This window comes from Halobacillus sp. KGW1 (assembly GCF_001592845.1).
Lineage (GTDB): Bacteria > Bacillota > Bacilli > Bacillales > Halobacillaceae > Halobacillus.
On record NZ_LSOC01000003.1, the window covers coordinates 878,827 to 905,425 of the forward strand.

At 47.1% G+C, this 26,599-nt stretch carries 23 protein-coding genes; 3 read left to right on the forward strand and 20 right to left on the reverse strand.

Going from position 1 to position 26,599, the window contains the following annotated elements:
• Positions 1–5: 5 nt before the first annotated feature.
• The 7 genes from galU to AXG56_RS13400 all read right to left on the reverse strand — a co-directional run bounded on the left by galU (position 6) and on the right by AXG56_RS13400 (position 7,216).
• Positions 6–899: a UTP--glucose-1-phosphate uridylyltransferase GalU gene (gene galU / locus AXG56_RS13370; RefSeq protein ID WP_062514966.1), complete on the reverse strand. Its 894-nt coding sequence runs from the start codon at positions 897–899 to the stop codon at positions 6–8.
• Positions 900–923: 24 nt separating this feature from the next.
• Positions 924–2,456, reverse strand: coding sequence for a glycosyltransferase family 2 protein (locus tag AXG56_RS13375; protein ID WP_008636850.1), 1,533 nt, complete (start codon positions 2,454–2,456; stop codon positions 924–926).
• 305 nt (positions 2,457–2,761) lie between these two features.
• A complete protein-coding gene (locus AXG56_RS13380; RefSeq protein WP_062514968.1) occupies positions 2,762–3,226 on the reverse strand; it encodes an NUDIX hydrolase in 465 nt (154 codons plus the stop codon).
• 36 nt (positions 3,227–3,262) lie between these two features.
• On the reverse strand, positions 3,263–4,531 hold the full coding sequence (locus AXG56_RS13385) for a sensor domain-containing diguanylate cyclase (protein ID WP_062514970.1): 1,269 nt from the start codon (positions 4,529–4,531) through the stop codon (positions 3,263–3,265).
• Between the two features lie 177 nt (positions 4,532–4,708).
• Positions 4,709–5,425 (reverse strand): CAP domain-containing protein, encoded by a 717-nt coding sequence (locus tag AXG56_RS13390; protein WP_062514972.1) that lies wholly within the window; start codon positions 5,423–5,425, stop codon positions 4,709–4,711.
• A gap of 58 nt (positions 5,426–5,483) precedes the next feature.
• Entirely contained in the window at positions 5,484–6,629 is a 1,146-nt protein-coding gene (locus AXG56_RS13395) for a DEAD/DEAH box helicase (RefSeq protein WP_008636839.1), read from the reverse strand.
• Positions 6,630–6,772: 143 nt separating this feature from the next.
• Positions 6,773–7,216, reverse strand: coding sequence for an SRPBCC family protein (locus AXG56_RS13400; RefSeq protein WP_062514974.1), 444 nt, complete (start codon positions 7,214–7,216; stop codon positions 6,773–6,775).
• Positions 7,217–7,357: 141 nt separating this feature from the next.
• Here AXG56_RS13400 and AXG56_RS13405 point away from each other — a divergent pair, with 141 nt between their 5' ends.
• Entirely contained in the window at positions 7,358–8,767 is a 1,410-nt protein-coding gene (locus tag AXG56_RS13405; RefSeq protein WP_008636837.1) for a Na+/H+ antiporter NhaC family protein, read from the forward strand.
• Positions 8,768–8,834: 67 nt separating this feature from the next.
• Here AXG56_RS13405 and AXG56_RS13410 read toward each other — a convergent pair whose 3' ends face one another.
• From AXG56_RS13410 to AXG56_RS13450, 9 genes are all read right to left on the reverse strand, one after another.
• Positions 8,835–9,320, reverse strand: a complete 486-nt coding sequence (locus AXG56_RS13410) for a GyrI-like domain-containing protein (RefSeq protein ID WP_008636835.1) — start codon at positions 9,318–9,320, stop codon at positions 8,835–8,837.
• 187 nt (positions 9,321–9,507) lie between these two features.
• A complete protein-coding gene (argF, locus tag AXG56_RS13415; RefSeq protein WP_035388135.1) occupies positions 9,508–10,464 on the reverse strand; it encodes an ornithine carbamoyltransferase in 957 nt (318 codons plus the stop codon).
• Positions 10,464–13,481, reverse strand: a complete 3,018-nt coding sequence (locus tag AXG56_RS13420; RefSeq protein WP_062514976.1) for a carbamoyl phosphate synthase large subunit — start codon at positions 13,479–13,481, stop codon at positions 10,464–10,466. The genes argF and AXG56_RS13420 overlap by 1 nt, the downstream gene beginning before the upstream one ends.
• The gene (locus AXG56_RS13425) at positions 13,474–14,532 is read right to left on the reverse strand and encodes a carbamoyl phosphate synthase small subunit (protein ID WP_008636831.1); all 1,059 of its coding nucleotides are present in this window, start codon (positions 14,530–14,532) and stop codon (positions 13,474–13,476) included. Before AXG56_RS13425 ends, AXG56_RS13420 begins: the two co-directional genes overlap by 8 nt.
• A gap of 103 nt (positions 14,533–14,635) precedes the next feature.
• Positions 14,636–15,796, reverse strand: coding sequence for an acetylornithine transaminase (locus AXG56_RS13430; RefSeq protein ID WP_062514978.1), 1,161 nt, complete (start codon positions 15,794–15,796; stop codon positions 14,636–14,638).
• Positions 15,793–16,602, reverse strand: a complete 810-nt coding sequence (gene argB, locus AXG56_RS13435) for an acetylglutamate kinase (RefSeq protein ID WP_008636829.1) — start codon at positions 16,600–16,602, stop codon at positions 15,793–15,795. The genes AXG56_RS13430 and argB overlap by 4 nt, the downstream gene beginning before the upstream one ends.
• The gene (gene argJ, locus AXG56_RS13440; RefSeq protein ID WP_026577766.1) at positions 16,565–17,791 is read right to left on the reverse strand and encodes a bifunctional ornithine acetyltransferase/N-acetylglutamate synthase; all 1,227 of its coding nucleotides are present in this window, start codon (positions 17,789–17,791) and stop codon (positions 16,565–16,567) included. The genes argB and argJ overlap by 38 nt, the downstream gene beginning before the upstream one ends.
• Positions 17,792–17,808: 17 nt before the next feature.
• Positions 17,809–18,846: an N-acetyl-gamma-glutamyl-phosphate reductase gene (gene argC / locus AXG56_RS13445; RefSeq protein WP_026577765.1), complete on the reverse strand. Its 1,038-nt coding sequence runs from the start codon at positions 18,844–18,846 to the stop codon at positions 17,809–17,811.
• A 328-nt stretch (positions 18,847–19,174) separates the two neighbouring features.
• The gene (locus AXG56_RS13450; protein ID WP_062514981.1) at positions 19,175–20,485 is read right to left on the reverse strand and encodes a lysine N(6)-hydroxylase/L-ornithine N(5)-oxygenase family protein; all 1,311 of its coding nucleotides are present in this window, start codon (positions 20,483–20,485) and stop codon (positions 19,175–19,177) included.
• A 113-nt stretch (positions 20,486–20,598) separates the two neighbouring features.
• On the opposite strand from AXG56_RS13450, the gene AXG56_RS13455 reads away from it, so the two are divergent.
• Positions 20,599–21,057, forward strand: coding sequence for an N-acetyltransferase (locus tag AXG56_RS13455; protein ID WP_008636815.1), 459 nt, complete (start codon positions 20,599–20,601; stop codon positions 21,055–21,057).
• A gap of 54 nt (positions 21,058–21,111) precedes the next feature.
• On the opposite strand, the gene AXG56_RS13460 is transcribed toward AXG56_RS13455, so the two are convergent.
• The 4 genes from AXG56_RS13460 to AXG56_RS13475 form a co-directional block, all read right to left on the reverse strand.
• Positions 21,112–21,573: a cupredoxin domain-containing protein gene (locus AXG56_RS13460; RefSeq protein ID WP_008636814.1), complete on the reverse strand. Its 462-nt coding sequence runs from the start codon at positions 21,571–21,573 to the stop codon at positions 21,112–21,114.
• 87 nt (positions 21,574–21,660) lie between these two features.
• Positions 21,661–22,554 carry a vanadium-dependent haloperoxidase gene (locus tag AXG56_RS13465; protein WP_062514985.1) on the reverse strand — a complete coding sequence of 298 codons (894 nt, stop codon included), beginning with the start codon at positions 22,552–22,554 and terminating at the stop codon, positions 21,661–21,663.
• Between the two features lie 61 nt (positions 22,555–22,615).
• Entirely contained in the window at positions 22,616–24,403 is a 1,788-nt protein-coding gene (locus AXG56_RS13470) for an ABC transporter ATP-binding protein (RefSeq protein WP_062514987.1), read from the reverse strand.
• Positions 24,400–26,109 carry an ABC transporter ATP-binding protein gene (locus AXG56_RS13475; protein ID WP_062514989.1) on the reverse strand — a complete coding sequence of 570 codons (1,710 nt, stop codon included), beginning with the start codon at positions 26,107–26,109 and terminating at the stop codon, positions 24,400–24,402. Before AXG56_RS13475 ends, AXG56_RS13470 begins: the two co-directional genes overlap by 4 nt.
• Positions 26,110–26,398: 289 nt before the next feature.
• Between AXG56_RS13475 and AXG56_RS13480 the strand changes: the two genes are divergently transcribed.
• Positions 26,399–26,590 (forward strand): hypothetical protein, encoded by a 192-nt coding sequence (locus tag AXG56_RS13480; protein WP_008636808.1) that lies wholly within the window; start codon positions 26,399–26,401, stop codon positions 26,588–26,590.
• Positions 26,591–26,599 lie beyond the last annotated feature (9 nt).

A 26,599-nucleotide genomic window follows, 5' to 3' on the forward strand; every position in this document is an offset into this window, starting at 1 on the left:
ATAATTTATAAGACGCGCAGCTTCTGTTCTTCATGAAGGGCGACGACGTCCCGCAGGTAGGCAAGCAGTTCATCCTTCAGCTCTTCGCGCTCCAGAGCGAAATCGATGGTCGTTTGGACGAAACCGACCTTCTCCCCAACGTCATACCGGCGACCTTCCATATTCCAGGCATACACGGGATTGTTACGGTTTAACCGATCAATCGCATCCGTCAGCTGCACCTCTCCCCCTGCCCCAATCTCTTGTTTATCCAAATAAGCAAATATTTCCGGAGTAAGTACATAACGGCCGATGATTGCGAAATTGGATGGAGCCGTCCCCTGCACCGGTTTTTCTACAAAACCACCGACCTCAAACTTCCTGCCCGTGTTGGCTGTCGGGGCAATTACCCCATATCGGTGGGTTTCTTCGGGGGCAACCTCCTGGACAGCGATTACAGATGCTCCCGTTTCATCGTAAACGTCCATCAACTGCCGGATACCCGGGTAATCGGACCTCACAATATCGTCTCCCAACAAAACCGCAAACGGCTCTTCACCAATGAACTTCCTTGCACACCAGATGGCGTGCCCCAGTCCTTTCGGCTCTTTCTGACGGATGTAGTGAATATCAGCAAGCCCTGAGCAGTATTGCACTTCCTCCAGGAGCTCCCACTTGCCTTTCTTCTTTAAATTGGCTTCCAGCTCGAAGGCGTGATCGAAGTGGTCTTCAATCGAGCGTTTTCCTTTCCCGGTCACGATGATGATTTCCTCAATGCCGGCAGCTATTGCTTCTTCTACGATATACTGAATGGTCGGCTTATCGACAATCGGCAGCATTTCTTTCGGCTGGGCTTTTGTAGCAGGAAGGAACCTTGTTCCGAATCCAGCAGCAGGAATGATCGCTTTTTTAATGTTCATCGTTCTACCTCCTGGTTTATGGGATCAAGCCGTATGTCTTCCTCTTAATGTCCAAATCTGATAAAGCATCAGTAATGACGTGTACACGGTAAGGAAGGTCAAAATTGTCCAGCCTGCATCCAAGTATGGATAAACAGCCGTTTGAACCTTCTCACTGGTAAAGAAATCCCTGTGTGTAACGGCTACATAAACGAGTGCACCGATCAAGACAATGACTGCGAGCATCCCTTCTACAATCTTACTCTTCGTCTGCCCGCGCTCTGCATTATACTGGACTGCCCATCCATCCTTCTTATGGGCAGACAACTTACCAAGCCAAACGTTGGAGAAGGTGATGAAGTTTACCCATAAATAAATCTCGGGGCTGATAAGCAGCGCCGCCAGAATCACATCAACCGGCCTGTGCATCGGCGTCTTCAGAGCAAGAATCGTATTAAGGATCGAAGCAAGCGCAACAGGCGTCAACCATATCCACGCCCAGTAAAATTGATCGGTCGTAATAGATACGAGCAGAAGGGTAAAGAAGATAAGACGGATGGATAGATCAATCATCGTCTTGATTTGTGACCGCCAGATTTTCGCCCTGTGCTTTGATTTCACCCCGATATCGTTATTCGTAAGTAATTCGACCGTTCCTCCCTGCCACTTATTACGCTGCTGACGAAACGTATGATAGGACCTCATAGCATCAACGAAGCAGCGGGCTTTGGGACTGATCAATGTCTTCCAGCGTTTCTGTATCTGCCATGTAAGCAGCATATCCTCTACATCACTTTCATCCTGCCATGGACCGTCGAGTTTGTTCTCGTCTACGATATCCTGCAGCGCTTCCGGACGGAACAGGGTCGCCTGACCTCCAAGAACGTATGTGCTTCCTCCCCTGTATTGTAGATCGAGCAGCCAGCTCGCCATGTCCTGCTTCTGCTGGTGCGTCCACCATCTGGTCACAGGACCTCCATACTGACCGCTCGCCAGAAGTTCTTCATAACGAACGTCATCTTTCGAAAGCAGGCTCTTCTTCTTAGGCATTCTCATCGTGTACTTGGCCATAACTCCACCGATATTACGAGCACTCATCAATCCTTCCCAGAGTTCTGCAAGAGCATCCGGAGCAAGACGACTGTCCGCATCCATACCGAGGATGGCTTTTACCGAACTCTTATAATATTCTTCATAGATCGTCGGTTTTTTGTTATACAAGTCCAGCGGATCGCCATAAATACTCTTCCAGGCAGAATTCAATGCTCCAACTTTGCGTTGTTTATTATTCTCCGTTGTCAACACTTTCAAGTTGAGGTTGAACTCTTCACCGGCAAGGAGTGCGATTTCTTCTGTTCTGTCAGTACAGTTATCAGCAATGACGATGACGTCCAATTCCACATCTTTCGGCAGGGTCTGGTCCCCGAGTCCTTCGAGGCAGTCACGAATCGACTTTTCTTCGTTATGTGCAGGAATGAAGGCAGTGATACGAGGCTTCATGTACGTATGTCTTACACCAGAAATATTCAATGAGGGGGATTGTTCGTTTACATTAGGAATAGTCACTACATTTTCCATATCTTAACCTCCTGATTTTTCATGACGGAGTCCAACAATGACACGTCCAAAACGATGGGTGGAAGACCGCCTCCTCTGTTCGTTTTAACGAATGTTACTTTGATTATAAGATATTTTATGAAAGTGTCAAAGCTAAAATTCTCCCATAAATCCTCTATAACGAACATAAAATGCGTGTTTATGCCTTATTTTCTCAATATATCTACTTTTTTCTTAATTTATCGACAAAACCCTTTCATTATAGTGAACAGACAACTAAAAAAAGAACCCTTAAGGGTTCTTTTTAAAAGAATAGGAATGATTTTTTATCCGATCACCGGAGGCTGTTTTTGTAAAAAATCCTCAATGAACAACCTATGCTTTTCAAACATTTTCTCAGGCAGATCGTGCAGAGGAAAGAATCCTACATCCACCGTCTCGCTGTCCCCTTCATTCAATTCCCCTTCAAAATCTCTGCAGGTAAAAAGAATTTGTACGAGGGCAGCCTTGTCTCCATTTGGGAATGTCTTATGTAAGGAGGTTCCTGAGTAAACACCGAACAATTCCATTTTCCCGAGATCCAGTCCCGTTTCTTCTCTCGTTTCCCTCCTCGCTGCATCTTCCACAGTTTCGTCCATTTCCATAAAGCCCCCCGGGATCCCCCAACTGTTTGTATCCGAACGGAGCTGCAGCAGGATTCTATCCTGTTCGTCAAGAACGAAGACCCCGCTCACTGTCATAATTACCCGCTGCTGTCCGACCATAGAGCGTAAATAACGGATGTAATCCATATGTATTCCTCCTTGCTGGTTCACGCCTTCCAGTTATCACCTGTCTTCTTCCGTAGAGACAGAAATTCTGCTTCTTCCTCGTTCTTTAGCGTCATAAAGGGCTCTGTCCGCCCTCGTCATCAAATCATTCCTGTCCCGTCCGTGATCTGGGTAAATAGAAATCCCTATAGAAGCACTGATATGGATAGCGCGGCCCTCTTTGAAGATAGGTTTCGTGATACTGTTCATGATCCGATCGGCCACTTTATTCGGCTGATCACCCGATGTTATACTGGTAAGCAGGATGACGAACTCATCACCGCCGAGCCTTGAAAGTGTATCAGAATCACGCAGCTTCTGTTTCACACGTTTGGTGAAGATGACAAGTATTTCATCTCCGATCTGATGTCCATACCTATCATTGATTTGTTTAAAGTTATCTAAATCAATGAAAAGGAGAGCAAGCATAGACTGATCTTCTTCCGCCTGTTCGAGTTCGCTGTTCAACTTATCAAAAAAGTACCTTCTATTTGCTACATTGGTAAGTTGGTCATAATAGGCCATCGTCTTCAGTTTTTCCTGCTGCATCCTTCGCTCGGAAATATCCCGGCACACGGTTTGTACCGCCTTTTCTCCGGAATAGTGTACAAGTCCCCCGTGTACTTCCACTTCCATGCATGTGCCGTCCACTTTGACTAGTTGACGTTCAATCGGTCCCTTAACCTCCAAACCGGCAAACAGACGCCTGAGACGGTCCCTTATTTTCTCCTCGTTTTCCCCTGAGAAATATCTTTTTATATCCTGTCCATACACGTCTTCCGGTTTATTCACCCCGATCATATGAACGGCCGTCTGATTAATATAGACAATTCTATCATCCTGATCGTGAACGAACACTGCATCCGGCGACGTCTCTACGAGAGAACGATAGCGGTACGCATCCTCCATCCACATCTCTATTCTGCCGGCACCTCTCCTCGCTTTCCCATCTATGGAAATGCAATAGACGGCCTCCGGTTTCATGCAATATAATTGATAAGGCTCCTGAAATGGGGAAGAAGGTTCTTCGGCTATAGGTACCACCTGTCCGTTCTTTCGATCTGCCGCTTCACACACACGACACAGATGATTATACATTGCTGCGTGGTCCGTTTTCTTCAGGATGTTCCCTTCCATCCCGGGGTAGCTCTCCAGCAAACTGGGGTTCACATAAAGGAACAGAAAACAGTCCTCCTCCTTCTTCACAATCGCTATACCGTCTTCCAATTGTTGAAAAAGGCTTTTCATCCATCTCTCGTTTTTAAACAGACCGGGGAGGTTGTCCATGCAGTTACCCTTCTTTCTTTATCTTCAATTAGTAATAATAAATAGTCGCTATAGAATTATAGCACTTTATAACGAATAAAAACTATTGTGACCTGCATATTTTACCCAATTTTCTAAACAATCAGATATATATAACAAAAAAAGCAGAGCACCTCGATTTCGTGCCCTGCTCTCTGTTTATTTTGGTGTCATGAAAAGCTGCGTCCAATACGTTGTGTACCTTCCATCACCCTTCACATAACCGACACCGATATGCGTAAAATCTTCGTGAAGAATGTTGGCACGGTGGCCGTCACTGTTCATCCAACCTTCCACTACCTGTTCAGGCGTCCTTTGACCTGCAGCAATATTCTCACCAGCTGCCCTATAGTCGAAATCAAACTGGTTCATCATATCAAAAGGCGAACCGTAAGTCGGCGATTCGTGGCTGAAGTAGTCTTTATCCGATAAATCCTGCGATTTAACCTTGGCCATACCGCTTAACCGATTATCTATTTTTAACGGGGCAAGGCCGCGCTGCTCCCGTTCTTCATTGACAAGCGCTACAACTTCCTTCTCGAACTCATTCGGTTGATAATCGTCGATGGACCCTTCCTCAGCTGCCGGCTCTGCCTGTGTTTCCACACCATTATTTTCCGCCTGCGGCTGCTCCAATTCAGAGTCCTCTACGTATTTCCATTCGATTCCGTCAAAGAAAGAGCGTAGATCCTCCCCGAATGTTTGAACTTCCTGTTTCACATCCGTACCTTCGACCAGGCCCTGAATATGACGGGTCACCTTCTCATACGATTCTTTCGGGTTATCTTTCCATTTCCATATATCTTGAGCAGAGACAGGGGTTGCAACGACGATGATGACAAGTAAAGCAATCAGAAACAATAGTAACTTTCTCATGGTGGTTGTCTCCTCGTTTAAATAGTATAGTCAACTTCCGTGTCACGGCGTCTGCTAGCTAGCGACGCGCTTCCTGCAGACGTCCCTTATATATTTCTACTTTCTTCAAGTCAATGTCCAAGTCACGGGCATACTTCTTCAACCGCTTCTCTTCGACCGGATTGACGAGTGACACAACCGTGCCCTCCTCCGATCCAATCCTTCCTGTACGACCTGCTCTATGAATGTAGGAAGTTCTGTCCTTAGGCATGTCCAAGTTAATGATGCAGTTGATTTCCTGGATATCCAACCCCCTGGCCGCTACATCTGTCGCTAACAACAATGGGTACTGACCCTGGCGGAATTCCCGGATCGCCTTCGCCCGATGTTCTTTTTTTGCATCACTATGCAGGAGACCAATGTCCAGCTTATGGTAAGTCAGCTTCTCTGCCATAATATTCAGCTTGGCGATGTCTTGAAGGAAGGCCAGGCCGAAGAAACCATCTGTGTAGGACAGTTTACGAACGAGCTCCACTTTATCACGGTCGGAGCAAGCAATATAGGTGTGGGTGACTGCCGGCTTCTGAGCCTCTTCCTGCACCCGGATTACCTCAGCGTCTTCCTTCATAAAGCTTTGAGCTACATCAATGACCGTATCCGGCAAAGTAGCAGAAAATAGCAGGATCTGCGTATCCTTCCTTGTGCTTTTCAACACATTCTCAACCGTCTGAATATGCTCAGGGACAAGCAATTGGTCCGCTTCATCCATCACGACCGCATGCATTTCATGTGCTTTCAGCTTCTTCTTCTGAATAAGCTCGTACACCCTTCCCGGTGTCCCGACCACAATATGAGGTTTCTTCTTCAGCTTATCGATCTGACGCTTCACGTTCGCTCCGCCGATCAAAGTAGTGCTTGTCATACCGCTGTCTTTTGTCCATACCTGTATTTCCTGATGAATCTGCATCACCAGTTCATGAGACGAAGCCATGACCAAAACCTGCGTCTGCTTCTTCTCCGCGTCCACCTGCTGGATTAAAGGCAGTAAATAAGCAAGGGTTTTACCACTTCCGGTCGGCGCCTCCGCAAGGACGTCTTCTTTATTTAAAATAAATGGGATGGCCTGCTCCTGTACATTCGTGAAAGTGTGGAAACCAGAATTCTTCCACGCCTCCTTAAGCGAAGGGGATAGTTCAGCAAACCAAGGCTGTTCTTGTTGAGTCATAATCTATATCTTTCCTTTCCTCATTCCATAAGGCTCCGTCAATGCTTCCGGGAGCTGTCTATAAAAAAATAGGCCTCTTCCCATATTGGATGGCGGAGAGACCTTTCATACATGATCCATAGCTTAATTCCATTATACCACCATTACGGCCTGTTTTCGATAAACTTCTTCAAACGAGGCAGATGGTCCTCATCTTCCTTTTTGATAATCCGCTGGATCAAGGGCTTCATCATGGTGTTACGGATTCCCTCCGTCTTCATTTCTCCTCGGAATGTCACTTCCGTACTCCCCGCTTCCCGCTCCGTGAACACATAGTGATAACGCAAATCAAGACCGTTCTGGACACTTCGGACAGAATAACTTTCATTCCTTACGAAGTCCGTTACTTCTATAACCGCCGGGATTTTCCTTCCTCTGATCAACCTCGTCTCCTTGAAACGATACCCCTCACGCACAGGCCCCTCACTCAACAGCTCCACATCAACAACGGCGTCCATCACTTCCAGACTATTAGAGAAATCGATGGCGGCAGCAAATACTTCTTCCAACGGTTTTTGTATTATTACAGACTGCTTCATAAATGTCATAGGAAAGCCCTCCTGTCAAAAGTCAGTTCTTCCACCTATTCGTGTGATAGTGATAAAAGTCCTTTTTCAATAAAAAGAATATCCAAGCGTCAACTCACGCATGCTAGAAGAAGATATAGCAAGGAAGAGAGGTACATTGTCATGGACTGGTTATCCGTCGTCCCTTTCATTGTGGTCATCATCGCTGCCGTCTGGACTAAACAAGTCATTCCAAGCCTGCTTTTCGCCGTCGTCGTCGCAGGATACATATCCGACTTCCATCTGCTGGGTGGCATGATGGCAGCCCTTGGGTTCATTATCGAAGGGCTTTCTGATGACAGCAATTTGAAAATCATCCTTTTTCTTTATGTGTTCGCTGCCTTAATCGGTCTGATAAAAATGGCCGGAGGCATCAAAGGCTTCGTAAAAGAAGCTACCGAAAGAATCGAAACCAAACGAGGAGCCTTCCTGCTGACGTGGCTGTCATCCCTTGGCACCTTCTCCGCACCCAGTTTTCGTATTGTGACGATCGGGCCGGTGATGAAAGCAATGAGGAAGAACATTCCTATGTCCAAACAGGAGCTGGGCTTCGTCATTGAAACAACCGCTTCCCCACTCGTCGTGCTGATTCCGGTAGCAACTGCTTTCGTCGGCTATATGACCTCGGTCATCGCCCTTTCTCTGGAGCAGGCGAATACGACAGGAGATGCTTACAGCTTATACATCCAGAGCATTCCATTCAACTTCTTCGCCTTCTCTATGCTCCTTGTAGGCCTTTATTTAAGTTTCTTCCACAGGAATAAAAAAGCTGCCACAGATGCGGAGAATATGGATCAGGAGCCGCGGGAAGATGATGACCAGTGGGAAGACTGTCACCCTGCCGTGACGAAGGAGCTGCCCGCAAAACCCTGGCGTTTGATTATCCCACTTTTCGCCGTAATCGGGCTCACCTTCCTGCTTATGTATATGTCGGGAGTCCGTGATGGCAAAAGCGGATTTGATGCATTGATCAACGATAACGTGCTGGATGCAATGGTACTCGCCGTTCTCATCACGTTAATTGCACTCGTCCTGTTCCTGAAGGTTCGTTCGGAATCACTGAAAAAGATGATGACAGTTATTACAGAAGGCGGCAATGAAATGATGGGCGTTATTATGCTGCTCGCTCTCGTCTGGGGCCTGAGTCGCGGCTCCGAAACACTGGATTTCGCCGGCACGATATCTTCCTCCTTCGGCTGGATTCCCTCCGGATTCGTAGCTGTTGTGCTGTTCATCGTCGGCTGCGGGCTGTCCTATTTCATCGGATCTTCCTGGGGCACGTGGGGAATACTGATGCCCGTCGGAATATCCATTGCCACAGTCGCCGGCAGTTCTCTCCCGATGGTGATCGGCGCTGTCTTCGCGAGCGGGACCTTCGGTGCATTCGCTTCACCTTTAAGTGATGATACGAATACGACAGCCGGAATCCTCAACTTGAATCCAATTAAATATGCCAAATTCAAGTTAAAGCCAGCCTTGATCGCCGCTGCCATTGCAGCTGTTTTGTACTTTGGTTTATCTTTTCTCCTCTAAAAAAATCCGAACGATTCCCGGAATGCTGATCAGAGCATTCCAGGAGCGTTCGGATTTTTTATTGCACTTATTTGATGGGAAGATATAGCCGATAGCTGGTTTGGGATCCCGTGTAAGGCTGGTATTCTTCGAAACCGAATCCTTCCACCTGTTCATAACCCTTTTCCTTGATCCAATCGTGGAGATAAAGGTAAGGATTGAACTCATGAAGGGACGGATCATACTCCAACACCGCATACGTATAAGCAGGAATTGTTTTTGTAATCATATCTTGTGGAATCTTCTCGAAACTGTCTACCTCGACACCGGCGATCCAGTAAAAGGCATCCGTCATCTCATTCCAATTGGGAGGATCGACGAACATACCGAGAGAACAGGGAGCATTAATACGATTTTTTACCTTCGGAAGCTTCATCGTATGGAATTGTTCCATTAGTTGCGGAACCTTCACTTCCCTTTCATCCATCATCGTTTGGCAAGAGACACCGACCACTTTGAAATGGGACTTCTTCATGACTTTAGGTTCCACAGCCGTTGTCATTTGTTCACTCATTCAATGGCCACTCCTTTAAGATTTGATCGCTTTCCCTAACTACTTCCACATTCAATCAAAATTCCCTTTATAAAAAAGGTTGTTCGATGTTATTCGTAGTAATTCGACCATATTAGTGAATCGTCCATTAATGAAGTTCCTCATTCCATATCATACGGTTCGGTTCTATAAAAATATGCTTGTTTTTTTACCGCCAGCCGATAATCGCCTGTAAAATTGCCTTCTGTACGTGCATACGGTTTTCCGCCTGTTGGAAAACGGCGGATTGCGGACCGTCGATGATCTCTGCTGTCACCTCTTCTTCTCTGTGAGCTGGAAGACAATGCAGGAAAGAGGCGTCCGGTTTGGCATGAGAAAGAAGCTCTTTATTTACCTGATAGCCTTGGAAGTCTTTTAAGCGCTGCTCCGCTTCCTCCTCCTGTCCCATGCTGGTCCACACATCCGTATAGACAACGTCTGCATCTTTCACCGCTTGGACAGGGTCCGGTTCGATGGTGACAGAACCGTTATATTCTTCCGCCAGAGCTTTTGATTTAGCGGTAATCTCTTCATCCGGCTCATATCCTTCCGGAGCAGATACCACCACTTCCATCCCCATCATCGCTGCAAGGATCATTAGAGAATGAGCGACGTTGTTACCGTCTCCGATGTAAACCAGCTTGATGCCGCACAATTGGCCTTTCAGTTCAAGGATGGTAAACACATCCGCAAGCGCCTGACACGGGTGATAGATATCACACAATCCATTGATAACCGGGACTGTCGCATGCTCGGCGAGCTCCGTTAAGCGCTCGTTGGAAGTCGTACGGAACATGATGGCGTCTACATAGCCGGATAGGACGCGGGCGGTATCGGCAATCGTTTCTCCACGCCCGACCTGAATGTCTTTCGTGTTGAGATAAAGAGCGTGCCCTCCCATATGCCCCATCCCGACTTCAAAAGAAACACGGGTTCTGGTGGATGATTTCTCAAAAATCATCGCTAGATTTTTTCCTTTTAATGACTGATTGTAGGGATTTTCCTTAATATATTGCGCTTGTGCCAGCAGTTGGCAGACTTCCGACTGGCTGTAATCCAGCCAAGTCAGAATATGTTTGCCCTGCATAGAACTGTTCGTTGAATACATCTGCTCCATTAAATTCATTACGTATGCACTCCTTCCAGGATCATCTCCGGCAATGGGGTAGGTTCGTTCTTCTCTACTTGAAGCCCCTGCCAAAACGCTTCAAACGTTGTTGTTTCGCTAAACACCTGCACACCGTTCTTCGTTGCCTGAATTCTTCTGCTTCGCGCCAGCTCCGTTTCCTGGTCATTGACATAAAGGACGGCAGATGCGGTCGTCAGCCACTCTTCAAAGTCGAGTTCAGATGACGGAATGTGAGAATATCCCTCCACATCGACGTAACAAATGTCCTTGTCCTCCCGGATATCAGGAAGATGAGCGAATACTTTCTGCAAGGCTTCCTCTACCGTATTACCGAGACACATCCCTTCTCCAGTGGACTTCATGTTCGGTCCAAGCTTGTGGTCCAGTTCCGTCATGGCATAAGAAGAAAAGACCGGATATTTAACAGCTGTTACGGTGATGTTCGGAACCTGCTTCTCAGCGAGTGCGAACCCAGGAGCATCGACGAGCACTTGTACCGCGTAATCGACCAAAGGAACGGCAGCAACTTTACTGATGATCGGCACCGTACGACTTGCGCGCGGATTCACTTCCAGTACGTACACGCGTCCATCGACACAGAGGAATTGAATATTCATGATACCTTTGTATTGGAAGTGCTGGACGATCTGCTCACTATAGCGGCGTACTGTGGATTTGATTTCTTCCGACAGAGCCGAAGGGAAGATCGCCATACTGTCACCGGAATGAACGCCTGCCGGTTCAATGTGCTCCATGACATCCGGAAGGAAGATGGTTTCACCATCCCCGACCAGGTCGACTTCCACTTCCATGCCCTGCATGAAGGAGTCAAGAACGATCGGATAGTGACGGTCTTCCGTTTCGTCGAGCGCCTGCTTCAATTCTGTTTCGTTCTCGATCTTCACCATTCCCTGTCCGCCGATAACGTAGGAAGGACGACAGAGAATCGGGAAATTATAAGTTGCCGCCGCAGACCAAGCTTCCTCCTTCGTATGACATGTCGTTCCGGAAACATGCGGAATATCTAATTTCTTCAATGCTTCATAGAATTTGTCACGGTCCTCCAGCTCATCCAGAACGTCTGTTGATACACCAGCCAGCGGGAGACCTGCTTTTGAAAGCTCCTCGGCCAGGTTGATGGCTGTCTGACCACCGAATTGTGTGAATACGAGATCGATTCCTTCCTGTTCGACAATGGCTTCCACAATTTCTGTATGAATCGGTTCGAAATACAAACGATCAGCAGTTGCGTAATCGGTACTTACCGTTTCCGGGTTATTGTTGATCATGACCGTCGTCCAGCCCAGCTTTTGGAGACTTTCGATCGCTTTAACGGCACTATAATCGAATTCGACACCCTGACCGATCCGAATAGGTCCGGATCCGAGGATCAATGCTTTCTTCTCCCCCGCCAACGGTGCTATTTCATTGTTGCCGGCATACGTGCTGTACACATAGTTGGTAGCTGCTTCAAACTCAGCCGCACATGTATCGACGACTTTGAACTTCGGCTGTAAATCGAAATCCTTTCTCCAACTCTTAACTTCCTGTACCGACGCACCTGTGTGCACGGCAATGGTCGGGTCAGAGAATCCATAGACCTTCGCCTGCTGAAGAAGCTCTTCGGTGACAGGACTGGATTCCAGCTGCTTTTCTGTATGGACGATGTTCTTAAGGACGTTCAGGAAGAACAGGTCAATTTTAGTCACTTCATGAATCTTCTCGATCGTCACGCCTTCTCTCAGAAGCTCTAAAATGGCGAAGTAGCGGAGGTCCGTCGGTTTCGTCAATTGTGTCCACTTATCTGTAATGACAGGAATGCTTGTATCGAGCGATTGGACGGCCTTCTGAAAAGCCCCTTCGAGCGTTCGATCGATCGACATGACCTCTCCCGTTGCTCTCATTTTCGTGCCAAGGCTTCTTTCCGCTTCGGGAAACTTATCAAACGGCCAGCGCGGGAATTTCACAACGACATAATCCAAAGCAGGTTCGAAGCTTGCATACGTATGGCCTGTCAATGGGTTCAACAATTCATCCAACGAATAACCGAGAGCCACTTTTGTCGCCATCTTGGCGATTGGATAACCGGTCGCTTTTGATGCTAATGCAGAAGAACGGCTTACACGCGGATTAACTTCGATGACATAATAGTTTTTGCTGTGTGGATCGAGGGCGAGTTGAACATTGCAGCCTCCGATAACCTCCAAAGCCGACACGATTTTAAGGGAAGCACTTCTCAACATTTGGTATTCTTCATCCGTTAATGTCTGGGAAGGTGCTACAACAATGGAATCACCTGTATGAACGCCAACCGGATCGAAGTTCTCCATGTTACAGACCGAAATACATGTTCCATTATGGTCCCGCATAATTTCGTATTCGACTTCTTTAAAACCGGCAATGCTCTTTTCAACAATGACCTGATGAATCGGACTCGCTTTCAGACCAGTCAGGATCAACTCTTCCAATCCTGATTCTTCGTCTACGATTCCACCGCCTCGGCCGCCAAGTGTGTAGGCAGGGCGGCTGATAATCGGGTATCCGACACGCTCGGCAAATGCTTTCGCCTGTTCCAGCGTCGTAATTACTTCACTCTCAGGAACCGGCTGATCCAGCTCGTTCATCAAAGCACGGAACAACTCCCGGTCCTCCCCTTGTTTGATAGAATCCACGCTTGTTCCAAGAAGTTCTACTCCGTATTTTTCCAGCACTCCTTCTTTTTCCATCTCAACAGCAAGGTTTAGTGCCGTCTGCCCGCCAAGTCCCGCAAGAACGGAATCCGGCTTCTCTTTCTCGATGATGGCAGCAATGCTCTCGACCGTCAGCGGTTCACAGTAGACGACGTCCGCTATTTCATGATCGGTCATAATCGTCGCCGGGTTATTGTTGACCAATACGACTTCATGCCCCTCCTCTTTAAGTGCAAGACACCCTTGTGTGCCTGAATAATCGAATTCCGCCGCCTGGCCGATCACGATCGGACCAGAACCGATGACTAATACTTTCTTAGACATGAACGTTCACTCCTTTTTCCACTACCTTTACAAAGTCATTAAATAACCATTGTGCATCCGCAGGTCCCGGATTCGCTTCCGGGTGGAACTGCACAGACATTACCGGTTTTTCTTTATGCATTAATCCTTCGACAGACCCATCGTTTACGTTATAGAATCGTTTTGTAAGTGGTGTAACATCTAGACTGGCTTCGTCCACCACATAACTGTGGTTTTGAGAAGACAGGAACACCTTTCCTGTCAGCTGGTCTTTAACCGGGTGATTGGCCCCACGGTGCCCGAAAGGCAGTTTCTTGGTATTGGCTCCATAGGCGAGAGCGATGACTTGGTGTCCCATACAAATTCCGAAACTTGGGTGGGTATCCAACGCCTCTTTTAAAGCCGGAAGATGAGGCAGAACGTCTTTCGGATCCCCCGGACCATTAGATAGGACAAGTCCATCAAGGTGAAGATCGTTCACTTTCTCCACCTGAGTAAAAGGAATAACGCTCACACGGACGTTCCATTTAAGCAGGGATTTCAAAATGGACTTTTTCCATCCGAAGTCGATCATTCCTATATGCAGCGGTCCATCGCCGTGCGTTTCTATTTCCTCCCCATGCACCTCATACATTTGGTTTGTTTCCAATGGTTCGAAGTCACGGACAGGTTCATCTGCCAAAATCGCTTGTCTCGTTCCTCCAGACCGAATGGCCTTAGTCAACTCTCTTGTATCGACACCAGTCAGATACGGGACGTTATTCTCCTCCAAGTACTCACCAAGAGAATGTGTCGCTTTGTAATGGGTCACCATGTCTGCGCACTGAAACATGACGACGCCGCTTACCTGTATCTCCTTACTCTCCCCATCATCGGCGTTGATGCCGTAATTGCCGATTAGTGGATACGTGAAAACAACAATCTGCCCTTTATAGGACGGATCCGTCAAAACTTCCTGATAACCTGTCATACCGGTAAAGAAAACGACCTCTCCCTGAACAGGTTGTTGATAATATCCCGAGACTTTTCCTTCGAACGTTTTTCCATCTTGTAAGCTTAAGTAACCTTTCATACGTTCACCTCATAAATTGAATAAATATTATTTTTAATGAATTTTTATACATTTAATTTCCAGAAAAGGTGGCCCCGAAATGCGAGGTCCACCAATGCTTATATTAAGCTTTTTGAAGTTCCTGCTCATGTTTCTTTAATACTTCGCCCAAAAGCGCAACCGCCTGATCGATCTCCTCTTCCGAAACTGTCAGAGGCGGTAAAAGCCGAAGAACATTAGGACCAGCAAGGACTGTCAATAATCCACTCTCCCTTAAAGCATGTACGAGCTGGATTGCTTCCGTATCCAGTGCAATCCCAAGCATCAATCCTTCGCCCCTCACTTCCTTCACGTAATCGACAGAAGATAGCTCAGACACAAGCTTTTGCTTGAATAAGCGCCCTTTCTCTGTCACATCTTCGAGGAAGGAATCATTGAAAATCGTTTCGAGCGTCGCTTTCACTGCGGCAGAAGCCAACGGGTTCCCACCAAAAGTCGAACCATGGACACCAGCTGTGAATGTTTCCACGAGCTCTGCCTTTCCAAGCATGGCTCCTACAGGAAAACCACTGCCGAGACCTTTTGCAGAAGTAACGATATCGGGATTCAGATCATAATGCTGATACGCGAACGGTCGACCTGTCCTGCCGATTCCCGTCTGCACTTCATCAATGATCAGCAAAGCACCGAGCTCGTCACACTTCTCTTCGACAGCTTTCAGGAACTCCTTCGTACCCGGGACGACGCCGCCTTCCCCTTGGATGACTTCGACCATGATCGCAGCAACATGGCCGTCATGAACCTCTTCAATAGCCTCCACATCATTGTATGGATAGTAGTTAAAGGTAGGCAGCAAGGAACCAAACCCGTCGTGGATTTTCGCCTGCCCCGTTGCACTCATCGTTGCAAATGTCCTTCCGTGGAAGGACTGCTTAAATGTAATGATCTTTTCTCTTCCAGTGTGTTTACGTGCCAACTTAATGGCCGCTTCATTCGCTTCTGCTCCACTATTACAAAAGAAGACATGATCCAGATCGGTCTTTGAAACTAAAAGCTCCGCTGCCCGCTCCTGCACAGGGATCTGATAAAGGTTTGAGACATGCCAAACCTGCTCCATTTGTTCTTTCACTGCAGATTCCACTTTGTCCGGCCGGTGACCAAGATTACATACGGCGATTCCGGAAACGAAATCGAGGTATTCCTTCCCTTGATCATCCATTACTTTCGTTCCCTTTCCGGAGACGATCGTCAACGGAAACCGATTGTAGGTAGGAAATAAGCTCATTTGACTTTCTCCTTTCGTTTCTCTGAAATCGACGTCCCTTTTATCGTTCCATGTTCCATCAGTGCTGTCTCTCCACTAACGATCAAAACCTCTTCCAAATCGTCGGACAGTGCTTCGACAGCGGATTTCACTTTAGGAATCATACCACCATAAATGGAACCGTCTTCGATCATACTTTCTATCTCTTCCGGCGTCGTTGCGTCCAATAGAGAGCCATTAATAAGAATACCGGGAACATCCGTCACATACAGCAGCTTCTTCGCTCCGACTGCACGTGCAATTGCTCCTGCCGCCATGTCAGCATTGACATTTACCGTCACTCCATCCGATGTTTTACCGAATGGGGCTACAACAGGAAGATACCCTCCTTCGAGAATATGGTTCAGTACTCCTGGTTCTACTGCTTCTACCTGACCAACGTAGCCGAGGTTTTTTTCATCTACGAAGCTGCAGGTTAATAAATCCGCTTCTGATCCTTTGACTCCGATTGCAGATATACCCTGTGCGGCTAAGCTTCCTGTAATCTGTGCACTCACCTGACCACCCAGCACCATCTCGACGACAGCCATCGTCGGAGCGGTCGTTTTACGCAGACCATTGTAGAATTCACCTTCTATTTTCAACTGTTCCAACATTCTGTTGATAGCCGGGCCGCCGCCGTGGACGATAATGCAGTGATAGTGTGCTAGCACTGACCGGAAGCTTTGATAGAATTCGTCCGTAAGCTGGTCTGTCATACTGCCGCCAAGCTTGACGACAATCACCGGTTTATGTTCTGTAGCTTGCATTGATTTTGATGTAGTCATAAGTCAAGTCACACCCCCAAGCTGTGCCGGTACCTTCCCCTACGCCAAGCTTGATGCCGATTGTCACCTTTTCATTCTCCAGGTCTTCTGCTGCTTTCTCTTCAGAGAAGGCACATGCCGTACCTTTACTGAATACGAGTTGGTCTTCCATATGAATATCGCATTCATTCGGATCAAGCGTTGCTTCACTGTGACCAATTGCACTTACAATACGGCCCCAGTTGGCATCCCTACCGTAAACAGCCGTTTTGACAAGACTGGAACCGACGACTTTCTTGGCGATAATTCGAGCTTCATGGTCGGATTTAGCACCGGTAACATTTACTTCAATCAGCTTCGTGGCACCCTCTCCGTCCCGGGCGATCTGCTTAGCCAAGTCTTCACAGACGAGCTGAAGGGCTGCTTGAAATGCTTCCCAGTCCGGATGATCTGTATTTAACGGTTCGTGGCCTGCCTTTCCGTTTGCAAGCGCAAGCACCATGTCATTCGTAGACGTCTCGCCGTCTACGGTGATCTGGTTGAATGACTTATCAATCGTATGGCTCAGGGCAGCCTGCATATCGGCCGTATCAATGACAGCGTCTGTTGTTATGAAGCCCAGCATAGTAGCCATATTCGGATGGATCATACCGGAACCTTTTGCTGCACCGGCGATCGTGACTGTGACTCCGTCGATCTGCACTTGATAACATGTATGCTTTTGACATGTATCTGTAGTGAGGATAGCCTCCTGGAAATCCCCGCTGCCTTGCTCGCTGAGTTCTACAGTCCGGCTACCTTCCGCAATCTTATCCATCGGAAGCTGTTCCCCGATGACACCCGTAGAAGCGACCGCCACGTATTCATTAGGGATCTCGAATCTAGAAGCGATGAGGTCACGCATCTCGTAGGCGTTGGCCATACCCTCTTCTCCAGTACAAGCGTTGGCAATAGCACTGTTGATTGCAATGGCTTGAATCTTTCCGCCCTTAGCGATACTCTCCTGTGTGACCTTCAGAGGTGGAGCCTGAAAGTGACTCTGCGTATAAACAGCCGCGATGGAGGCTGGAGTCTCACTCATCAGCAAACCGAAATCCTTCCTGCGATATCGGAGGCCGCAATGCACCCCTCCCGCTGTAAAGCCTTTCGGCGTCACGATTGACCCTTTTTCTAGTTTTTCAATTTGATGTACGTTCTTCGCTTCTATCAACGTTTCTCCTCCTCTTCTTAAGGATAGACAGGAAATTCTGGTAATCCTGCACTTTCGTCCTTATTGAATATTAGATTCATATTTTGTACCGCCTGGCTTGCTGCGCCTTTCATCAAATTATCGATGACGCTGACGATGGTTACCCGCTTCGTCCTCGGATCGATCGTCATACCGATATCACAATAATTCGTTCCGTACACGTCCTTCGTACAAGGGAACGTACCATCTTCCCTGACACGCACGAACGGCTCCTGTGCGTAATAGGAACGGTAGATGGAGCGCAGTTGTTCTTCCGTAACCTCTTGTTTGAGAGTCATATAGATCGTCGACATAATCCCCTTCGTCATTGGAACGAGATGTGTAGAGAACGTAACAGGCTCCGTATCTTCTTCCCACTCAGCAAGCTGCTGTTCAATTTCGGGAATGTGTTGGTGCTGATTCACTTTATATATTTGAAAGTTTTCCTGTGCATGTGCAAAATGAGCCACAGGGTTCGGGTTCTTCCCTGCCCCTGATACGCCGGACTTCGCATCAATAATGATGGAAGAAGGAACGGCAAGGCCTTCTTTGACCAGCGGCCCAAGACCAAGAAGTGTGGCTGTCGGATAACATCCAGGGTTTGCGATGACATCCGCCCCGCGAATCGCCTCTTTATTCCATTCCGGCAGGCCATAGACAGCGGTTTGCAGCACGTTTGAGGCAGCAGGTTCTTTTTTATACCACCGGGAGTAGCTTTCCGCATCCTTCAGCCGCAGGTCTCCCGATAAATCGATAATTTTCGCACGGCTGCCGGCAAGCTGGGGAGTGAGTTTACTGGAAACCCCGGCGGGCGTCGCTAAAAAGATGACATCCTGTTCTTGCTTCATCTTCTCCGGCTCGACATCTTTCAATTCGTGCTTCGTACCACTGTTCATTTGTGGATATATATCTTCAAAATACTCCCCTGCCTGTGAGGAGGAATACAATGTGATTGTTTGTATATTTGGATGAGCCTGTAAAATCCGGAACAGCTCGATGCCGCCGTATCCTGTAGCTCCGACAATTCCTGCTTTCAAACTAAAACCACCTCTATGTATATTTATAATTTCCTCTGTATATTTACAATATTATTAACCCTTAGCCCTAATATGTCAATAGCCAGATGAGACTAATTGATTTTTTTACATATTAATATTTTCCCAGATTCGCTGAACCCTTGTTTTATCAACATTATCCCCAATCGCATCCTTAGGAAAGGATGGGTAGATTTATACACATGTGGATAACCCAGAAAGACTGTGCCACCTCTTTGATTTCCATTCACATATACACAATTTTATACACATTATCAACAGAACCAAAAAACGCACATGAAAGAGTTGTCACCTTTCATGTGCTTCACATTTATTGAACAGAAAAGGATTGGAAAATGTTCTTCTCACTGAGCGGAAAGACTTCGCGGCCGGTCAGCTGATTAATAATTAACTTATTGCGGTAAATGGACAGCCCCAAGTTTGTCGAACCGACACCATGCGTATGGGAAATACCGCTGTGGACGAATATTTCATTCGGCGTGTCTGCATTTTTCTTCAATCTGTAATCTTCTGTCACTTCATAACGGCCTTGATCATCCCAAACAAGGAAGTCCTCCATGTAATGAACGAAATCCGGAACATAAGGCTTATACCCGGTCGCGGCGATAATGACATCTGTTTCATGCGTGTACTTCTTCCTTTTTTGATAATGGTAGCAGTCTAGTTCATAGCCGCCGTCTGCTTTTGCATGGACATCCCGGACTTCGGTAAGTACCTGAAGGCCGACTGGAAGCTCTTCTCCACCAACGGAGTATTCGTAAAGCAAATTATAGATATCATTCACTGTATGATTACTGATCCCCTTGTAGTATAACCCCTGCGTAGCAAAAATTTCATCTTTCTGCTCCTGGGGAAGGCTGTAAAAGTAGTTTACATAGTCCGGAGAAAAGTGTTCCAGACTCAATTTCGACTCTTCCATGGAAGAGAAGCCGGGCGATCTCGTAATCCAGTCCAGCTGGAAGCCGTACCGGCGCTGTTCCTGCAGGAGATCGCGGAACGTTTCGGCAGCACTCTGTCCGGATCCGACCACTGTGATCGATTTCTTATTCAGGCATGCATCTTTGTTTATAAGGAAGTCTGCCGTATGAAAAACATCCGTTTCCGGTAGTCCTTGGAAAGATTGCGGCATGGATGGAACGCTGCCTGTTCCCATAACGAGATTCCTGGTTCGATACAGCGTAGAATTACCTGTTTCGATATCGAGAACATCGACTTCGAAGGTGTCCCCGTTATCTTTGACATGACGGATCCCCGTGACGCGCTTACCAAACCGGCAGGATGACAACTGATCGGCGACCCATCGGCAGTAATCATTATATTCTCTGCGCGGAATGTCCAGACGCTGCAGGAAATAGAACTGATACATCCGATCGTGCTTGCTGATATAGTTCAGGAAGCTGTACGGGTTCGTCGGGTCGGCCATTGTAACCAGATCCGCAAGAAACGGAACCTGCATCTTCGTTCCCTCGATCAACATACCCGGATGCCATTCGAAGGCAGATTTCTGTTCAAAGAATAATGCATCCACTTCCTCTATATCATCCAAAAGAGCGGCAAGGCTCAAGTTGAAAGGTCCTGTTCCGATTCCGATCAAATCATATATAGGTTCTTGTTGTTCCATAGTCACTACCCCTTTTTTATCTGAAAATACCTTCATTTCAGAAATCGATGTATTGCTTCTATGTTATCATAACCATAAACAAACGATAACTGATGATTAAAGGGGAAAAGAATATGGACATAGAATTGCTGCCTGTGGATAACCGGGAAGAATATAAGCCGCTTCTCTTACTGGCAGATGAAGAAGTGGATATGGTTGACGCTTATCTTCATGAAGGAGAGCTGACAGCCATCCGATTGGACTCCGCTGTAGTCGGTGTATGCCTGTTCGTTTTTCCAGATGAAGAATCGGTCGAAATTAAAAATATCGCCATATCAGAAGCTTACAGAGGAAAAGGCATTGGAAAACGCGTGATTACAAAAGCCGCTCAACAATATAAGGAAAAAGGGTACACAAGTATGATAGTGGGCACATCAAACTCCAGCATCGAGAACTTGTCCTTTTATCAAAAGGCGGGCTTCCGTTTCGATCATATCCTTCCCGATTACTTCCTTCGTTACCCTCAGCCGTTTTATGAGAACGGCATCCGCGGCATCGATATGGTGGTATTCCGAAAATCGCTGCTTGATTAAAATAACAATAAAAACGCTCCTGCTCATTAAGAGAGGAGCGTTCGTCTTGTCCAATTAATCCACAACAATATAAGCGATCATCGGACCGCTGGCTGCCTTGTCTGCATGTGTCGTGCAGATCAAACGATACACGCCTTCTTTCTTGAACTTTAAATCGACGACTGTTTCCTTCCCTTTCTCTACAACCCCTTTAATATCCGTACCTTCTATATAGAATGGATGTTCCTCCCCATTCACCCCGTACATACTCAATTGGAAGGGTTCATCCTTCTCGACGACAATTGTGCCGGGATCCCAACGGTAAGCCTCCACCTCTCTGCCGTCTGCGGTCGTCGTTTTAAATTCACCGGTAACTAATTGAATGACCCTGGGTTCTTCATTGGTCGGTGCAGTGGAAGTAGCTACGGCTCCTTTCCAGAAATAGCTCCCCAAAAAATATGCAGCGAAGGCAATGACAACAGCACCCGCAATCCAGCCGATCTTCCGCGCATTTACGATCCACGCATTCATCCACATCCCCCTCTCCCTCTTGATAGTACATATATATGCAAGAATGTGGATAACTTGTCCAGATAACAAAAAAAGAACTGCCAAAGGCAGCTCCTACATAAATAATTTCGGATCGATCCACTCCGTGTAGCCGGACGAAGATTCATCGTCCCCATTCATCAAAAGCGAGTCACAGGATTGGGAGTATTCAAAAGGAATAGCCTGCACATAATCGTGCGGGAGAAAATCTGCATCCTTATATTCCGTAAACGGCCGATCGAGGGGACGCCCATTTACTCTGTCCTTCTTCAACTCATCGACAACGATCCGACCAATTTGTCTGCCCAACCGGAGCCCCTGGTCATTGTCTGCCTGGTAATGTACACCCGCATAAAGGCGCGAGCGTGCATCTTCTTCAGCAACCTGATTAAGCTTCCTTCTTTCAGCAGGGAAAAAATAGCCGAGAATTATCTCTGCCGCTCCGGAAACAGTAGCGTGACCGGATGGATACGACGGATGCTTCGGCGTACAGACGACCGTAGCTAAATGGCGGTCCAACTGGTTCGGCCGGGGTACGAGCCATTTATATTTCAGAGACCAGCACACCACGAAGGCATCATTCATGCCGCTGAACAAAGCTCCAAGGATTCTTGCTGCCCGAGGGGCTTCCACTCCATACGTATCAATGAGTCGATCAATGATCGGAATCCACTGTTTGGAAGGCGGACCAGCTCCCCAGTACTTGGCAATGGTAATTTGTTCTTGCGTCAAGTTTGCAAGGGTTCCTTTAACGATTTCTAATTCCTCATACCAATCGATCGTATCCGGATCTTTAATGGCAAGACGAATGGGACGCCCATCCATTTTCTTAAAACCGTGCCTTCGACTATGCTGAATGAAATATGTTTTCCACTCGCCTGCTTCAAACTCCACTCCCCGTTCTACAACAGGCGGCACCTTCGTCCCTGCATAAGGTATTTCGGTCCAGCTCGGATAGTGACGAGACATGGCATTCCCCTCCTTTTATCCTTACCATATGTAGAGACAAAAGGAGTGTTCCATTAATATGTCACTGGTGATGACCTTCCGTTACAGGAGATTGCGCTTTGATCAAATCCGCGTAGAACCCACCCTGATTCATCAGCCGGCGGTGACTACCCTGCTCTATAATTTTTCCGTGCTGCATAACGAGTATTTTGTCGGCCGAACGGATGGTATGAAGTCTGTGAGCTATGACAAAGCTTGTGCGACCCGCCATCAGCCGCTGTAGCGCCGTATTAATTTTACTTTCGGTCAAGCTGTCGATACTACTTGTCGCTTCATCCAAAATGAGCAGGGAGGGATCAGCAATCATCGCCCTCGCGATGGAAAGAAGCTGACGTTGACCGTGACTCACCCCTTTTCCATCGGAATCCAGAACCGTCTCATATCCTTCAGGAAGGTTTACGATGAACTCATGGGCACGCGCGGCCTTTGCTGCAGCCTCGACTTCTTCATCCGTAGCCTCCAAACGGCCGTAGCGGATGTTTTCCCTGATAGACAAATGAAACATGGTCGCATCTTGAAGAACCACTCCCATTCTGCTCCTCAGCCAACTTCTGGGTACTCTCTGAAGATCCACCCCGTCCAAATAAATCGCGCCTGCATCCGGGTCGTAAAACCTGGAAAGAAGCGAAAGAATCGTTGTCTTCCCTGCACCCGTCGGACCGACAAGTGCAATTGTCTCTCCAGGTTCTGCAACAAAGTTGATATCCACAAGCGTCGGCTGCCCCTCCTCATAAGCGAAGGACACAGAATCAAAACGGATGTCACCAGATATACTTTCAAGCGGCTCTTCTTTGACCTCACCCTCTACTTCCTCATCCAACACTTGAAATACACGCTGCGCTCCAGCTACTGCCGATAAAATCATATTGAACTGATTAGCAAGGTCATTGAGTGGACGGGTAAATTGACGGGAATAAGTGGTGAAAGCAACGATCACACCAATGGAAATACTGCCATTCAACGCAAGGATACCACCGGCACCGATAATAATGGCAAAGCTTACATTATTCAGCATGTTCATTAATTTCGGGATGAATCCTGTGTAAACCTGTGCATAATAACCGGATTCCCTGAGTGCTTCATTCTTCTTTTCAAAACGCTCTATTACCCGCTGCTCCTTGGAAAACATACGGACGACCGGCTGGCCGGTAAACATCTCTTCCACATACCCGTTCACTTCCCCCAGATCTGTCTGCTGCTGCTTAAAGAAAGGTCCTGTCCGTTTCGTAATCCATTTCATTCCGAAATACATGACAGGAACGATAGTCAAAGTCAGCAATGTCAGCAAAGGACTCAGCCATAACATAAGCACAATAGTGCCGGTCAAAGTAAGAACACTGGTAATGAACTGGACGACCGCTGTGTTCATGGTTCGGCTCACATTCTCGATATCATTGGTCAACCGGCTCATCAGCTCTCCTTGCTGCATCCGTTGAAAATACAGAACCGGAAGTTTTTGTACATGGGAGAATAAGTGATCCCGCATTCTGCGAACCGATCCTTGCGCGATATCGATCATCCAGTAGTTTTGCAGCCACAGGAAGACAGATTGACATACATAGAGTATGAGCAGCAGGACAAGCATACCGACAAGTGTGTCACGGGAAGGAACTTCGATCACTAAGTCCACGGTTTTGCCAAGTAAATACGGACCTAATAGTGACAAGGAAGAACTGACCAGAATAGCCGTTATCACCATAATAAACCGCTGCTTTTGGCTCGCCATATATCCCCATATCCTCTGCAGCGTCTCCCACACACGGTCAACCTTCGGCGGACTTGTGCCTAATCCTTGATGACGCCTGCTCATGAAATCACCCCTTCCTGCTGGGTTGCATGAACTTCCCGATAAAAATCGTTTGAGTCCAGTAATTCTTCATGGGTTCCGTTCGCGATCAGCCTGCCGTTCTGAAGCAGCAGAATGGTGTCCGCATTTTCCACGGAGCTGATTTTCTGTGCAACGATGAAGACAGTGCAGCGCAGTTCATTTAATGCTTGAAACAACCGTTGTTCCGTATGTGCATCGAGCGCACTTGTACTGTCATCAAGCAAAAGGATTTTAGGCTTTCGGACGAGCGCTCTCGCTATGGAGAGTCTTTGTTTCTGGCCACCGGAAAAGACGACACCCTTTTGACCGATTTCCGTATCATAGCCGTCAGGAAGGCTTGAAATGAAGGAGTGAATTTGAGCCTTATCAGCGGCTTCCTTTACTTCCTCTTCCGTCGCATCCTCTTTCCCCCAAGCGATGTTCTCTCGTACGGAACCCGAGAAGAGATGGACGTCCTGTGGAACCAGGCTTATTTGTTTCCGTAATGGCAGGAGGGCGAAGTTCTCCAATTCTTCCCCATCCAAAGCCAATTGCCCGGAGTTTTTTTCATACAGGCGGGGTATTAAATGTAACAAGGACGTTTTTCCTGAACCTGTTTCTCCAAGAATTCCTACGGTTTGACCAGCTTCGATCTGAAAGGAAATTTCCTGAAGTACACATTCGCCGGATCGCTCAAAAGAAACATCCTGAAAGGTTACAGATCCTTGCAGCTCTTTCGTTACAGGAGAAGACGGTTCTGCGATGTCCGTATCCTCCCGTCCGACTTCTTCCAGGCGGACCGCTGATGCGTAAGCTCTTGAGAACACCATGATAAGAAACGTAAAAACAGAAAAAGTAAACAAAATCCTTGTTGCGTAATTGATGATTGCGACCACTTCTCCTGCCTGCAAATCTCCAGCACGCAGCCACTCCCCGCCGAAGAAGAGCAGGAAAAGAATCACGACGTTCATACCGAGCATAACGACCGGCATCGCCGTTTCCACGAGCCATAGTGCGCGCTTATTCTGCTTTACAAGGTCATCGTTTCTTTTGCTGAACCGGTCCTTCTCATGTGCTTGTCTATGGAATCCCTTAATGAGACGGATGCCTGTTAAATTCTCACGGATGACGGTATTCAGGGCATCCAGCTTAGTTTGGACGTTTCTAAAAAGCCGGACTCCTTTAGTCAGAACAAAATACAAAAAAACGAGCAGAAACGGAACACTGCCGAGCATGATTACAGCCAGACGGACATCAATTGTAAAGGCCATTATTAATGCGAAAACTATGAATAATGGCGCCCGGAGACCGATACGAACAAACATGAACAAAAAGTTCTGAATCTGGATGACATCGTTTGTGACCCTTGTTACCAGACTCGGCGTAGGAATACGCTGGAAGTTTTCATCCGTGAACGCCTGTACCTGCCGGAAGAGGTCCCTGCGGAGATCATACCCTACCCCCTGACTAAAACGGGATGCATAAAAAGAGTTCGTAATTCCGGCTGCAAACGCGGTTAAAGACAACAACAACAAGATCCCTCCCCAAAGAGCTACAACAGAATATTGTTCCTGAAGAATTCCATCATCAATGATCTTAGCCATTAAAAGAGGCTGGACTAACTCCACAACCAGTTCCAACAGCATCAAGATTAACGCTATGGATGCCGAGCTTTTATAAGTCTTTGTATAAGCCAACACGTAACGCATGAAGGAACCTCCCCCTCTCCTTACAGGTTTCTTGAAACCTACTTCAGCCAGGGTTATACAGACATTCTCTTTTTTAAATATTTCAGTATAACTTTTGTACAACCCTTACGACAGTATACGGGGCCTTACCCCTATCCAAAAACCCGGACTTAGTCGTTGTTTAATAAGCAAAAATCCGGCATAATGGGAATGTATCGCTAACATATATGTAAGTACTTGTGGGAATTGCACAAACAAAATAGAATTATATTAATAATGCTTTAAGTACGACGGAGGAAGGTGATGCTTGATGGACAATATAAAACCGATTTTTCCAGTGACGGAAGAGCTCCTCGAACTCGTCGATTTGCTCAATCAGGTCTCTACGGACAACGAAGACCAGGTCATTCCTCAAACCATGGCTGTTCTGAACAAGGTTTATGCTCAAGGCATCATGGAAGGTTATGAAAAAGCGATGGAGAAACAAAAAACAAAAAAATAAAAGAACGAG

What these genes read in the sequence shown, in the direction of transcription:
- galU (WP_062514966.1), bottom strand. Translation starts at nt 899, where the DNA reads ATGAACATTAAAAAAGCGATCATTCCTGCTGCTGGATTCGGAACAAGG.
- AXG56_RS13375 (WP_008636850.1), bottom strand. Translation starts at nt 2,456, where the DNA reads ATGGAAAATGTAGTGACTATTCCTAATGTAAACGAACAATCCCCCTCA.
- AXG56_RS13380 (WP_062514968.1), bottom strand. Translation starts at nt 3,226, where the DNA reads ATGGATTACATCCGTTATTTACGCTCTATGGTCGGACAGCAGCGGGTA.
- AXG56_RS13385 (WP_062514970.1), bottom strand. Translation starts at nt 4,531, where the DNA reads ATGGACAACCTCCCCGGTCTGTTTAAAAACGAGAGATGGATGAAAAGC.
- AXG56_RS13390 (WP_062514972.1), bottom strand. Translation starts at nt 5,425, where the DNA reads ATGAGAAAGTTACTATTGTTTCTGATTGCTTTACTTGTCATCATCGTC.
- AXG56_RS13395 (WP_008636839.1), bottom strand. Translation starts at nt 6,629, where the DNA reads ATGACTCAACAAGAACAGCCTTGGTTTGCTGAACTATCCCCTTCGCTT.
- AXG56_RS13400 (WP_062514974.1), bottom strand. Translation starts at nt 7,216, where the DNA reads ATGACATTTATGAAGCAGTCTGTAATAATACAAAAACCGTTGGAAGAA.
- AXG56_RS13405 (WP_008636837.1), top strand. Translation starts at nt 7,358, where the DNA reads ATGGACTGGTTATCCGTCGTCCCTTTCATTGTGGTCATCATCGCTGCC.
- AXG56_RS13410 (WP_008636835.1), bottom strand. Translation starts at nt 9,320, where the DNA reads ATGAGTGAACAAATGACAACGGCTGTGGAACCTAAAGTCATGAAGAAG.
- argF (WP_035388135.1), bottom strand. Translation starts at nt 10,464, where the DNA reads ATGAATTTAATGGAGCAGATGTATTCAACGAACAGTTCTATGCAGGGC.
- AXG56_RS13420 (WP_062514976.1), bottom strand. Translation starts at nt 13,481, where the DNA reads ATGTCTAAGAAAGTATTAGTCATCGGTTCTGGTCCGATCGTGATCGGC.
- AXG56_RS13425 (WP_008636831.1), bottom strand. Translation starts at nt 14,532, where the DNA reads ATGAAAGGTTACTTAAGCTTACAAGATGGAAAAACGTTCGAAGGAAAA.
- AXG56_RS13430 (WP_062514978.1), bottom strand. Translation starts at nt 15,796, where the DNA reads ATGAGCTTATTTCCTACCTACAATCGGTTTCCGTTGACGATCGTCTCC.
- argB (WP_008636829.1), bottom strand. Translation starts at nt 16,602, where the DNA reads ATGACTACATCAAAATCAATGCAAGCTACAGAACATAAACCGGTGATT.
- AXG56_RS13450 (WP_062514981.1), bottom strand. Translation starts at nt 20,485, where the DNA reads ATGGAACAACAAGAACCTATATATGATTTGATCGGAATCGGAACAGGA.
- AXG56_RS13455 (WP_008636815.1), top strand. Translation starts at nt 20,599, where the DNA reads ATGGACATAGAATTGCTGCCTGTGGATAACCGGGAAGAATATAAGCCG.
- AXG56_RS13460 (WP_008636814.1), bottom strand. Translation starts at nt 21,573, where the DNA reads ATGTGGATGAATGCGTGGATCGTAAATGCGCGGAAGATCGGCTGGATT.
- AXG56_RS13465 (WP_062514985.1), bottom strand. Translation starts at nt 22,554, where the DNA reads ATGTCTCGTCACTATCCGAGCTGGACCGAAATACCTTATGCAGGGACG.
- AXG56_RS13470 (WP_062514987.1), bottom strand. Translation starts at nt 24,403, where the DNA reads ATGAGCAGGCGTCATCAAGGATTAGGCACAAGTCCGCCGAAGGTTGAC.
- AXG56_RS13475 (WP_062514989.1), bottom strand. Translation starts at nt 26,109, where the DNA reads ATGCGTTACGTGTTGGCTTATACAAAGACTTATAAAAGCTCGGCATCC.
- AXG56_RS13480 (WP_008636808.1), top strand. Translation starts at nt 26,399, where the DNA reads ATGGACAATATAAAACCGATTTTTCCAGTGACGGAAGAGCTCCTCGAA.